Source organism: Roseateles sp. (assembly GCF_036404855.1).
In the GTDB taxonomy this organism is placed as follows: Bacteria; Pseudomonadota; Gammaproteobacteria; order Burkholderiales; family Burkholderiaceae_C; genus Pelomonas.
Genome location: NZ_DASWYS010000081.1, coordinates 1 through 11096, shown reverse-complemented (window position 1 = coordinate 11096; position 11096 = coordinate 1). Strand labels below are relative to the sequence as shown.

Below are 11096 nucleotides of genomic sequence, written 5' to 3'. Positions count from 1 at the left end.
GCCGGAAAAGGGATTGGGCATGGTGATCCTCGGCATCAAGACTGCAACAACGGCCAGCCGCGCCGGATGCGCGGCGACCAGCGCTCAGCTCAATTCCAGAGGATCAGCAGCGAGAGGTAGAGGGGCGGCGCGCCGGGCGGCCGCGCCAGCGTGCCCGTCTGGCCCGCCGCGAACGCCGCGGGCAGGGCCGGCGGCAGCGGCTCGACGATGCCCACCAGCAGCGTCAGCGCGGCGGGGTTGGGCTGCAGGTCAGGCGCGGCGGCCGTGCCGGTACCTTGCGCGTCGTTGACGCAATGGGCCTGGCAGAGCTGGGGCTGCTCGGGGTCCATGGCCCCGGACATGCCATCGCAGCCCGGCATCGCCATGGCCATCACGGCCGGCTGCGATGCCTGCGCCATCTGCGGGCAGGCATAGGCCGCCACGGCCAGCTGCATGGACAGCAGGGCCAGCATCACGCCATAGGCGATCCAGCGGCGGAGGCGTTTGGTCAGCAGCACGTTGGCGAGGATAGGCGCGTGGCGGTCGGCGGTGTTGCGTCAGGTCAAGCCGACGTCGATGACGTGGCCCAGGGGTGGCGCGGTGCCACATCAAGCTGCCCCCCCTCGGCCCGCGCGGCATCGGCAAGTCGCGGCGCATGCCGGTTCAGGCACTGGGCACTCTCCGCATCGCCCGCGGACAGGCCCAGATGCTTGAACAGCTCGGGCTCGGAGACGCCATGAAACAGTTCTTCCATCGTCGGCACTCCATCAGTGCACGGGATGCACCGGGCGGTGATATTCCTCAGGGTCCTCATGCAGCGCGATGGCCGCTGACTGCAAGCCTAGGGCCATCAGTCGGTACGCCGCAGGCGCAGCGCGTTGGTGATGACCGAAGCCGAACTGAGACTCATCGCCAGTGCCGCGATCATTGGCGACAGCAGCCAGCCGGTGAACGGATACAGCAGCCCCGCCGCCACCGGGATGCCCAGCGCGTTGTAGACGAAGGCGAACATCAGGTTCTGCTTCATGTTGCCCACGGTAGCCTCGGACAGCGCGCGCGCCGTCGAGATGCCACGCAGATCGCCCTTCACCAGCGTGAGTTGGGCACTGTTCATCGCTACGTCGGTGCCGGTGCCCATCGCGATGCCGACGTCGGCCTTGGCCAGCGCCGGCGCGTCGTTGATGCCGTCGCCGGCCATCGCGACGACGCGGCCCTCGGCCTGCAGCCGCGCCACGAGCGCCAGCTTGTCGGCCGGTTTCACCTCGCCGAGCACCTCGTCGATGCCCAGCCGCGCACCCACCGCGCGGGCGGTGGTCAGGCCGTCGCCGGTGGCCATGACGATGCGCACGCCGGCGGCGCGCAGCGCGGCCAGCGCCTCGGGCGTGCTGGCCTTGACCGGGTCGGACACAGCCAGCAGGCCCAGCAGACGGCCGTCGGCGGCCAGGTGCATCACGCTGGCGCCTTCGGCCCGCAGCGCCTCGGCCTGCGGCAGCAATGCATCGACCGCGACGCCCAACTGCTCCATCAGCGCGGTGTTGCCCAGCGCCAGGCTGCGGCCGCCGACCCGGCCGCGCACACCGATACCGCTGCCGGACTCGAAGCCCTCCGGCTCGCTCAGCACCAGGCCGCGCTCGCGCGCCGCCCTGACGATGGCGTCCGCCAGTGGATGTTCGCTGCCCTGGTCCAGGCTGGCAGCCAAACGCAGCAGCTCGGTCTCGTCGACGCCGGGAACCGGGACCAGTCGGTCGAAACCCGGCCGGCCCTCGGTCAGCGTGCCGGTCTTGTCGATGATCAACGTGTCCACCTTGCGCAGGTTCTCGATGGCCGCCGCATCGCGGAACAGCACGCCGCGGGTTGCGCCGCGACCGGTGGCCACCATGATGGACATGGGTGTGGCCAGACCCAGTGCACAGGGGCAGGCAATGATGAGCACGGCGACGGCGTTGACCATGCCGTAGACCCAACTGGGTTCGGGGCCCAGCCAGCCCCAGGCGAGCAGCGTCAGCACCGCGGTGCCAACGACGGCGACGACGAAGTAGCCGGCCACGCGGTCGGCCATGCGCTGCATGGGCGCGCGCGAGCGCTGGGCCTGAGCCACCATCTGGACGATCTGGGCCAGCATGGTCGCCGCGCCCACACGCTCGGAGCGCATGACCAGCGCACCGTTGGTGTTCAGCGTCGCGCCGATCAGCGGGTCGCCGGGCACCTTGACGACGGGGACCGGCTCGCCGGTCAGCATGGCCTCGTCCACCGCGCTGCGGCCCTCGACCACGACGCCGTCCACCGGCACCTTCTCGCCCGGACGCACGCGCAGCAGGTCGCCCACGTGCACGTGGGACAGCGGAACGTCGCTCTCGACGCCCTGCGCGTCGATGCGCCGCGCCGTCTTGGGCGCCAGGCCCAGCAGCGACTTGATGGCCGCCGAGGTTTGCGAGCGCGCTTTCAGCTCCAGCAACTGGCCCAGCAGCGTCAACGAGACGATGACAGCCGCAGCTTCGAAGTACACCGCCACGCGGCCCATGGCTATGAAGGAGGCTGGAAAAACCTGCGGCGCCAGCGTCGCTACGACGCTGTAGGCGAAGGCGGCACCGGTGCCCATCGCGATCAGCGTCCACATGTTGGGGCTGCGGTTCAGCAGCGACTGCAGGCCGCGCTTGAAGAAGGGCCAGCCGGCCCACAGCACCACCGGCAGCGTCAGCACCAGCTCGATCCAGCTTTGGGTGGACATTTCGAACCACTGCAGCCGGTGCCCGAACATGGCCAGCACGGTGACGACCACCGTCAGCGGCAGCGTCCACCAGAAGCGACGCTGAAAGTCGACCAGCTCCGGGCTCTCTTGCTCGTCCAGCTCCGGCAGCAACGGCTCCAGCGTCATGCCGCACTTGGGGCAGTTTCCCGGATGGTCCTGGCGGATCTCCGGGTGCATGGGACAGGTGTACACCGCCGCCACCACCCCGGCCTTCGCCGCCTCGGGCGCCGCCTCCTGTGGGTGCTGCGCGTGATGCGCATGCCCGGCCTGCGCTGGCTGAGCCTCGTGTTCATGCTTCATGGGCCATCCTTGAATGCGCCTTGCACCCGTCGCTGGCAAGGCAGGCACAGTCTCGGCCTTGCCACCGTGGCAAGGTCAAGCCCCGTCGGCCCGGCGGCGCGTGCCAGCCGGGCCCGCGGGCGGCTTCAATGGCCGGCCGGCTGCAGCTCCGTGACGACGAAGCCACTGGCGCCCTTCTCGACCTTGAAGCGGATCTTGTCGCCGGCCTTGACCCGCTCGACCATGGCCGGGTCCTTGACCTGGAACACCATGGTCATGCCAGGCATGTCCAGGCTCTTGATGTCGCCATGCTTGATGGTCAGCTTCTTGTTGTCCTTGTCGACCTTGCGGATCTCGCCGTCAGTCATGTCGGCGGATGTGGCAGCAGGCGAGCCGGCGCCGTGCATCTTGCCGTGGTCCATGGCCTGGGCCAGCGCCGTGGCGGCCAGAGTGGTGGTGGCGGCCGTCACGGCGGCCAGGGTGAGGGTCTTGATGATCTTCATGAGGGGGCCTTCAACGGTAGGTTTGATAGACGCTGGCGCTGCCGTCCTTGCTCAGCAACAGCACGTCGTAGGGGTCCTTGCGGTCGCCATAGACGGGGCCGTCCATGCCAGGCGATCCGACCGGCATGCCCGGCACGGCCAGCCCGATCGCCTGCGGTCGCTCGCGCAACAGGCGCTGGATCTCGCGCGCCGGCACGTGGCCTTCGATGGCGTAGCCGCCCACCAGGGCTGTGTGGCACGACCCGTACTTGAGCTCGATGCCCAGGCGCTTGCGCGCGCCGTTGTTGCCGACGTCATGGACGGCCACCTGAAAGCCATTGGCCTGCAGGTGCTGGATCCAGTCCTTGCAGCAACCGCAGCTCGGGTCCTTCCAGACCTGAACCTTGGTCACGCCCGTGGCGGGCGGCGAGGTCCGGGCCACAGCCCCGGCAGACAAGGCCCAGGCGGCAGCGCCGGCCAGCAGGCCGCGTCGCGCCAGTGCCGGCCGGCGGTCAGTGCTGGTGGCCGGCATGGCGGTCCTTGGCTGCGACTTGGATGGCGCCCTTCATGCCGGCGTCGTAGTGGCCGGGCTGCAGGCAGGCGAAGTCAATCTTGCCGGCCTGGGTGAACTGCCACACGATCTCGCCGGTCTGGCCCGGAGCGACGGTGACCATGTTGTCGTCGGCATGCTCCATCTCGGGGTGCTTCTTCATCACTTCGTAGTGCTCCTTGAGCTCCTGCACGGTGCCGAGCACCATCTCGTGCTTGAGCTGGCCTGAGTTCTTCACGATGAATCGCACGGTCTCGCCCTGCTTGACGGCGATGCTGGCCGGCGTGAAGCGCATCGCATCGGTCATGTCGATGCGCACCGTACGTGTGGCCTTGGCGGCGACCCCGGGCTTGCCGATGGCGTCACCGCCATGGCCGCCGGCATGCTGGCCGCTCGCAAAGCTGGTTCCAGCGGCGACGGCCAGCACCAGCGCGGCCAGGGAGTGGAAGGTCTTCAATGTCATGGCTTGTTCCTTGGGTGGTTCAGTGGCCCGAATGGCCGGTGGGCTTGCGGACGTTGACTTCGGAGGGCGGCGCTGGCGTCTTGCGTGGCATGGACTGGCCGCCCTCGGCGGCAAAGCGCGCGGGCTCGGGCAGCGCGCCGGTCCACTCGAAAGCGACCTCGCCTTTGGGGTGTTGGTACCAACCAGGGTCGCTGTAGTCACCGTGCTTCTGGTCCTTGCGGACTTTGAGCACCGAGAACATGCCGCCCATCTCGACGCCACCGAAAGGCCCCTGCCCCGTCATCATGGGCAGGGTGTTGTCGGGCAGGGGCATCTCCATCTCGCCCATGTCGGCCATGCCCCGCTCGCCCATCACCATGTAGTCGGGCACGAGCTTGGTGATCTGCCTGGCCACCTGGCGGTGGTCGACACCGATCATGGTCGGTACGTCGTGCCCCATCGCATTCATCGTGTGATGGCTCTTGTGGCAATGGAAGGCCCAGTCGCCCTCCTCGTCGGCAACGAACTCGATCTGACGCATCTGGCCGACCGCGACGTCAGTCGTCACCTCAGGCCAGCGACCGGCCTTGGGCGTGGGTCCGCCGTCCGTGCCGGTGACCGTGAACTCATGGCCATGCACGTGGATGGGATGGTTGGTCATCGTCAGGTTGCCGACGCGGATGCGCACCTTGTCGTTCTTGCGCACGTTCAGCGTGTCGATGCCGGGGAAGACGCGGCTGTTCCAGCACCAGAGGTTGAAGTCCGTCATCGTCATGATCTTGGGCGTCGCGGCGCCGGGATCAATGTCGAAGGCGTTCAGCAGGAAACAGAAGTCGCGGTCGACCGCATCGATCTGCGGGTTCTTCACCTTGGGATGCGTGACCCAGAAGCCCATCATGCCCATGGCCATTTGTGTCATCTCGTCGGCATGCGGGTGGTACATGAAGGTGCCGGGCCGGCGCGCCACGAACTCGTAGACATAGGTCTGGCCGGGCTGAATGGCCTTCTGGGTCAGACCGGTGACCCCGTCCATGCCATTGGGCAGGCGCTGGCCGTGCCAGTGGATGCTGGTGTGCTCGGGCAGCTTGTTGGTGACGAAGATCCGTACCCGGTCGCCCTCCACCACCTCGATCGTCGGTCCCGGCGACTGGCCGTTGTAGCCCCACAGGTGCGCCTTCATGCCCGGCGCCAGCTCGCGCACGACGGGCTCGGCCACCAGGTGGAACTCCTTGACGCCCTGGTTCATGCGCCAGGGCAGCGTCCAGCCATTCAGCGTGACGACGGGGTTGTAGGGCCGGCCGGTACCGGGCACGAGCGGCGGCATGGTGTCCGGCCGGGTCTGCAGCACAGGCTCCGGCAGCGCGGCCATCGCGACGCGGCTGACGGCACCGGCGGACACGGCCGCGGTCAGAGCACCGGCCCCACGGAAGAAATTGCGTCTGGAAAACATCGTGAACTCCTGAATCAATGGGCGGCGGCACCGGCGCCCGTGCCGGCCACGGCCGCCGCAGCGCCGGTGCCCAGGCTGGGCTTGCCCACGAGGGCCATGTCGAGGTCTGCGCGGGCGACCCAGAAGTCGCGCAACGCTTCGATCGAGGCATTGACTGCGGCGATCTGCGCGCGGGCGTCGGCCAGCAGCTCGAACACGCTGATGAACATGCCGTTGTAGCGAAGCACGTTCTCGTCGGAGATGCGCTTGGCCGTCGGCACGATGTCGTCCCGGTAGTGCCGGGCGATGTCGTAGGCCGAGCGGTAGCCCTGGTAGGCCTCGCGCACCTCGGAACGGGCATCGACCGCCGTCTTCGCCGCCCGGTGTGCGCTTTGCATGTACACGCCCTCGGCACGGGCGATGCGTGCGTCGCCCCAGTCGAACAGGGGGATCTCGATGCTGATCTCGTAGCCGGTCTGGCGCGGCGCCTCGTTGGAGCCATTGCGCTGGTAGCCCAGTTCGAGCACGTTGATGAAGCGCGTCGCCTTGCTCAGACCCAGGTTCCTGGCCGTGGACTCCACCATGGCCTTGGCTGCTTGGACGTCCAGCCGAGAGGCCATCGCGGCCTGCTCGATGTCCGGCTGGTCCTGCGGCTCGGTCGGCAGCTCCGGCAAGCGCCCCGGCAGCACGAACGCAACCTGCGGCCCCCACAGGCCCAGCAGCCGCGTCAGGCGCTCGCGGGTCGCGACGCGCACCGCGTCCGCACGCGCGGCGTTCAGCACGGCCTCCGAGAAGAAGCCGTGCTCGCGAGCACGTTGCAGCTTGGTCCAGTTACCGGCCTCGGCCAGCCGCTTGGCCAGCTCTGCACCGGCATCGGCGGTGGCTCGGACGTCGCGCATGTAGCTCGCCGTCTGCTCGGCCGCCACGGCGGTGTAGAAGGCCTTGCGGGTCTCGGCGGCAAGCGACAGCATCTCCATGGCCACGCTGCGCTGCACGGCAGCGAAGCGGCGCCCCTCGACCTGGCGCGCCAGGGGCAGCGCCACGAGGTGGGCCAGGTCGAAGGAGAAGCCGCGCTCGATCTCGCGCTCGTCGCTGCGGCGGGTCTTGGCGAAGCTGAAGCCGGGGTTGGGCAGCCGGCTGGCCTGCACCATCTCCGCTTCGGCGATGCCCAGCTCCTGCAGGCTGGCCTGCAGGCCGCGGTTGTTCAGCAGCGCGACCTGCACCGCCGAATCCGCGCTCAGCGGTTGGCCGAGCAACTCGGCCACGCGTCGGTCGATGGTGTCCAGGTCCTGCTCGGACGCGGCGGGCAGCAAGGTCGCGCCAAGATGGGTCTTCGCGGCGTCCTGGACGGGCGCGATACCGCCGTTGCCGCTGAGGCTGGCGCAGCCGGCCAGCAGCAGGGGCGCCACGAGCAGCGTCAGGCGCAACGGCATGGGGAAGGAAGTCTTCATGTCGGTGCCTCAGTGGTGCTCATGGCCCTTGGACTTGGGTGCCGAAGCGGCCGGTGCCGGCGCCGTGGCCGCGTCGGCCTGCCTTGCCTCCTTGGCATAGGCCCGCCAGCCACCCGCTTCGTGAACGGTCTTGTTGGCGTCGGTCCAGGCGCTCACGTCCGTCTCCGCGTTCGGGCGGTAGCCCTGGAAGGCGGAGCGATAGGCCACGGCCGGGACATGGGCCTTGGGGTTCAGGGGATCAGGCCGTCTGGCGTCGGGGGACGCCGACTGGGCTGACGCGCCAGACGGCAGGCCCAGAATGGCTGCGGCCATGGCCAGCGCCACGCCGGATGCGATGGATTTCATGCTTCTCTCGCTGATGAACTGAAAGGCTGCAGCCGGAGGCTGTGTCGTCACGACACGCCCGGTGCAGGCAGGCGACGGGGCGCGCGGCCCCGGTCCGTCAGGCGCGCAAGCTTCGAGGAGGTCGGTCCAGCCCGCCAACCATGACGCGGTCGTGGGCGACCTGGATGGTCGGGACTTCGGGCAGGTCGGGCGGCGCCACGGCCAGGTTCACGACAGTGGTCGTCAGCGCGACGACATTGCAGCAGGACGAGCACACGCTGCATTTGCCGGCATGCTGGGCGTGGGGGGATGGCGCGTTGTCGGCGTCGGAGGCCGTCACGCCCACGTCTGCCATGGCATGGGCTTCATGGCCGCCCATGCCGGCATGGTCATGATCGTACGAAGCGTGATCCTCGATCACGCTTTGATGGCTGGCAGGACCGCAGAGCATCATGGTCTGGGCGGCGTAACCCTGAATGGGCAACGCCACGGCCAGCAGCCATGCCAGTGCGATCCGCCAGAACTTGCTCATGGTCAAAGTGTAAGGGTCAGGCCGATCCGTTCAACGACAGCAGCACGAGCCGGTGGCGGGATCTGTGGGTGTGACGGACGCGTCGGCCAGTGCCACCGGCGTGTAGCCTGCCTCCCGGATGGTGTCGGCCAGTTCATCGGCGTCCGCCTCTGTCGGCTCGATCTGGACGCGGTGCGACGCCAGGTCGATGTGCACGCGGGCGCCCGCATCCACCGCCTTCAGGGCCTTCGTGAGGGTGCTGACGCAATGGCCGCAAGTCATGTCGTTCACTTCAAAGGCAATCATGCTGGATCTCCGCGGGTTTGCTGGGTTGGTACTCCACTGTCATCCTTGCCACGGTGGGAGGGTCAAGCCGTATTTGCATCCCTCCGCCTAGCCTCAGATCTTGAAGTCGTCGAAGGCCACCCGGTCATCCTGCACACCCAGCTGCTTCAGCATCGCGCGGGTCGCGGCCAGCATGGGCGGTGGCCCACAGAGATAGAAGTCACAGGCCTGCAGCTCGGCGTGGTGCTCCAGCAGGCCCTCGCGGACCGCCTCGTGGACCAGCCCGGTCGGCCCGCCGGCATCGCGCTGCTCGGACAGCACCAACTGCCAGCTGAAATTGCCGAAACGCGCGGCCAACGCGTCCATCTCATCGACATAGGGCGCCTCTGCAGCCGTGCGGGCGCCATACCAGAAGTGGACCGGCTCGGTCGCCCCCGACTCCAGCAGGTCACGGACCATTGCGCGCAGCGGCGCCATGCCTGCCCCCCCACCGATGAAGACCTTCTCTCGCCCTCCCTGCCGGATCGCGAAGTCGCCGAAAGGCCCGCTGTAGGTCAGCCGGTCACCGGCCTTGAGGCCGAAAACGTAAGCCGAACCCTTACCTGGCGGATGGTTCTTGCCGCCCTGCCTGCCATGACAGAACCGCACCAGCAGCGTCAGGCGCCCATCGGTCTGCTGCACCGGCGCGGACAGCGAGTACGAGCGGCGAAGCAGCGCGCCGCTGCTCCATTGCGCCGGCAGGTGCAAGCTGGCCCAGGCCGGGCGGTGCTCCTCGGGGGCGTCGATCTGATGCCGGACCATCTTGTAGGCCGGCACATGGACCTGGATGAACGCCCCCGGGCGGTACTCGGGGCCGGGCAGTTCACGGGGCCGCAGCACGATCTCGCGCAGGAAGGGCGACAACGCACGGACGCGCTCCACCTCGGCCTCGTGGACCTCGCCGAGCCCGGCGCCGCCGCGAACCTCGATGTCGAGGTTGCGGTTCAGCGGCAGGTTGCAGGCAAGCCGGCAGCCGGCCTCGATACGCTCGGCCGACAGCAACGCGCGATCGGCGCTGGTGGGCTCGGGCGCGGAGCCACGCACGCGGACCTCGCACAGACCGCAGCTCTGTCCGCCGCCGCAGTTGGACGGGAGCTGCAGGCCTTGCTGCGCCAGCGTGACGAAGACGGTATCGCCTGCGTGGCCGCGCAGGCTGCGCAGCTTGCTGCCGTCCGGTGCGTGGACCATCAACGCGCGCGTTCCTCGCCAGCGCTTGGGGATGAACTCGGCCAGGCTGAAACTGGTGAATAGCAACCAGATGCCACTCAGCGCCAGCCAGAAACCGCCCACTGCCGCGCTGACGACGAGCGGGTTGTTGAAGTCCTGGCGGCCGCTGTAGTCCATGATGTGCAGCATCCAGAACACGTCGAACAGGCGCCAGGTCTTGTTGCGATGCTCCAGCACGTCACCCTGCTGGGACAGGTAGACGCTAGTGTCCTCGGCATCGTCGAAGCCGATGCGCCAGACCTGGCCCTCATGGGCGCGCGTCTCCAGCGAGCGTTCGACCAGCTCGGCCTTCATCGCCTTGCCCGGTCCACGATAGGAGGCTTCAGCGATACGCTGCGCCAACGCGGCATCGAGCACGATGGTCTGGCCGCTGCGGGCGTCGACCAGCTGCGTGGCCTTGTCGCGGACCAGCCGGTAGACGGGTTGGTCGACCAGCCAGCCCGTCGAGACAAGCTGGGCGGGCTCGCCGGCGGCGGCCAGCAGTTGATTCAGGGGCCGGGCGTCGGCTGGCCAGGGCGTCCGGGCCGCTGGCAGCGCCCGGAACTCGCGCCCACGCACCTGGTCAGCATCCAGCAGGCTCATGACGAAGCCGCTGCACATCCACAGCACCAGTTGCAGCCCGACCGCCAGGCCGATCCACTTGTGAATCTTTCGCATCCAAGGCGTCATGCCAGGGCCCTCCGGCGGAAGCTGTAGACCACCAGCCAGGCGCCGCTGAGCGCGAACAGCAGGCCCACGCCGGCCGCCACGCGCAGCAGGCCGTTGTTGACGTCACTGCGGGTGTCGTAGTCCATGATGTGGAACATCCACAGGAAGTCGAACCAGCGCCACAGGTCGTGGCGCCGTGCAAGCAGGTCACCCGTGTCCGGCGAGAAGTACAGCGTCGAGTTGGCCCGGTCGTCGAAGCGGACAGCCCACATCGGGACCGGCCGCTTGGCCACCTCCTGGGGCGCCTGGGTGATCCAGGTCACTTCCCGGATCTCGGCCTCACCTTGGTAGATGTCGCGGGCGCGGCGGACGATCTGCTCGCGCGGCAGCGGACTCAGCAGCTCGCCGGTGCGAGCGTCGAACAGGTTGGCCTTTCCTGCGGCGCGGAGTTCGTAGACCTCCCGGCCCAGGAACTTCTTCAGCTTGAAGGACTCAAGGCCGGGCTGCAGCCGGGCCAACTGCGCCACGTCCAGCCGGTCCGGGCTGGCGTCCAGCGGTTCGTTGAAGACATGGGCGAGATGGTCTCCGTGAATGACGTCCAGGGAGATGGCGGTCATGTAGACGCCACTGAGCATCCAAAGCAAGGCCTGGACGCCGATGACGAGGCCGATCCATTTGTGGGCTCGGCGCACCCAGAAGGG

At 68.4% G+C, this 11096-nt stretch carries 13 protein-coding genes; all 13 read right to left on the bottom strand.

Going from position 1 to position 11096, the window contains the following annotated elements:
* Positions 1–89: 89 nt before the first annotated feature.
* Entirely contained in the window at positions 90–497 is a 408-nt protein-coding gene (locus tag VGF12_RS05570) for a hypothetical protein (protein WP_331175051.1), read from the bottom strand.
* A gap of 44 nt (positions 498–541) precedes the next feature.
* The gene (locus VGF12_RS05565) at positions 542–733 is read right to left on the bottom strand and encodes a hypothetical protein (protein ID WP_331175050.1); all 192 of its coding nucleotides are present in this window, start codon (positions 731–733) and stop codon (positions 542–544) included.
* Positions 734–829: 96 nt separating this feature from the next.
* On the bottom strand, positions 830–3028 hold the full coding sequence (locus VGF12_RS05560; protein ID WP_331175049.1) for a copper-translocating P-type ATPase: 2199 nt from the start codon (positions 3026–3028) through the stop codon (positions 830–832).
* Positions 3029–3153: 125 nt separating this feature from the next.
* The gene (locus tag VGF12_RS05555; RefSeq protein WP_331175048.1) at positions 3154–3510 is read right to left on the bottom strand and encodes a copper-binding protein; all 357 of its coding nucleotides are present in this window, start codon (positions 3508–3510) and stop codon (positions 3154–3156) included.
* A 10-nt stretch (positions 3511–3520) separates the two neighbouring features.
* Positions 3521–4021 (bottom strand): DUF411 domain-containing protein, encoded by a 501-nt coding sequence (locus tag VGF12_RS05550; RefSeq protein ID WP_331175047.1) that lies wholly within the window; start codon positions 4019–4021, stop codon positions 3521–3523.
* The gene (locus VGF12_RS05545; protein ID WP_331175046.1) at positions 4002–4502 is read right to left on the bottom strand and encodes a cupredoxin family protein; all 501 of its coding nucleotides are present in this window, start codon (positions 4500–4502) and stop codon (positions 4002–4004) included. Before VGF12_RS05545 ends, VGF12_RS05550 begins: the two co-directional genes overlap by 20 nt.
* A 19-nt stretch (positions 4503–4521) precedes the next feature.
* The gene (locus tag VGF12_RS05540; protein ID WP_331175045.1) at positions 4522–5931 is read right to left on the bottom strand and encodes a copper oxidase; all 1410 of its coding nucleotides are present in this window, start codon (positions 5929–5931) and stop codon (positions 4522–4524) included.
* A 14-nt stretch (positions 5932–5945) separates the two neighbouring features.
* The gene (locus VGF12_RS05535) at positions 5946–7361 is read right to left on the bottom strand and encodes a TolC family protein (RefSeq protein WP_331175044.1); all 1416 of its coding nucleotides are present in this window, start codon (positions 7359–7361) and stop codon (positions 5946–5948) included.
* 9 nt (positions 7362–7370) lie between these two features.
* Complete coding sequence (locus tag VGF12_RS05530) at positions 7371–7706, bottom strand: hypothetical protein (protein WP_331175043.1); 336 nt, start codon at positions 7704–7706, stop codon at positions 7371–7373.
* A 97-nt stretch (positions 7707–7803) separates the two neighbouring features.
* Positions 7804–8217, bottom strand: coding sequence for a hypothetical protein (locus tag VGF12_RS05525; protein WP_331175042.1), 414 nt, complete (start codon positions 8215–8217; stop codon positions 7804–7806).
* Positions 8218–8247: 30 nt separating this feature from the next.
* A complete protein-coding gene (locus VGF12_RS05520) occupies positions 8248–8502 on the bottom strand; it encodes a heavy-metal-associated domain-containing protein (protein WP_331175041.1) in 255 nt (84 codons plus the stop codon).
* A 93-nt stretch (positions 8503–8595) separates the two neighbouring features.
* Complete coding sequence (locus tag VGF12_RS05515; RefSeq protein WP_331175040.1) at positions 8596–10404, bottom strand: NADH:ubiquinone reductase (Na(+)-transporting) subunit F; 1809 nt, start codon at positions 10402–10404, stop codon at positions 8596–8598.
* Positions 10405–10412: 8 nt separating this feature from the next.
* The coding region (locus VGF12_RS05510; protein ID WP_331175039.1) for a PepSY domain-containing protein at positions 10413–11096 on the bottom strand (684 nt) is incomplete at its 5' end.

What these genes read in the sequence shown, in the direction of transcription:
- VGF12_RS05565 (WP_331175050.1), bottom strand. Translation starts at nt 733, where the DNA reads ATGGAAGAACTGTTTCATGGCGTCTCCGAGCCCGAGCTGTTCAAGCAT.
- VGF12_RS05560 (WP_331175049.1), bottom strand. Translation starts at nt 3,028, where the DNA reads ATGAAGCATGAACACGAGGCTCAGCCAGCGCAGGCCGGGCATGCGCAT.
- VGF12_RS05555 (WP_331175048.1), bottom strand. Translation starts at nt 3,510, where the DNA reads ATGAAGATCATCAAGACCCTCACCCTGGCCGCCGTGACGGCCGCCACC.
- VGF12_RS05550 (WP_331175047.1), bottom strand. Translation starts at nt 4,021, where the DNA reads ATGCCGGCCACCAGCACTGACCGCCGGCCGGCACTGGCGCGACGCGGC.
- VGF12_RS05545 (WP_331175046.1), bottom strand. Translation starts at nt 4,502, where the DNA reads ATGACATTGAAGACCTTCCACTCCCTGGCCGCGCTGGTGCTGGCCGTC.
- VGF12_RS05540 (WP_331175045.1), bottom strand. Translation starts at nt 5,931, where the DNA reads ATGTTTTCCAGACGCAATTTCTTCCGTGGGGCCGGTGCTCTGACCGCG.
- VGF12_RS05535 (WP_331175044.1), bottom strand. Translation starts at nt 7,361, where the DNA reads ATGAAGACTTCCTTCCCCATGCCGTTGCGCCTGACGCTGCTCGTGGCG.
- VGF12_RS05530 (WP_331175043.1), bottom strand. Translation starts at nt 7,706, where the DNA reads ATGAAATCCATCGCATCCGGCGTGGCGCTGGCCATGGCCGCAGCCATT.
- VGF12_RS05525 (WP_331175042.1), bottom strand. Translation starts at nt 8,217, where the DNA reads ATGAGCAAGTTCTGGCGGATCGCACTGGCATGGCTGCTGGCCGTGGCG.
- VGF12_RS05520 (WP_331175041.1), bottom strand. Translation starts at nt 8,502, where the DNA reads ATGATTGCCTTTGAAGTGAACGACATGACTTGCGGCCATTGCGTCAGC.
- VGF12_RS05515 (WP_331175040.1), bottom strand. Translation starts at nt 10,404, where the DNA reads ATGCGAAAGATTCACAAGTGGATCGGCCTGGCGGTCGGGCTGCAACTG.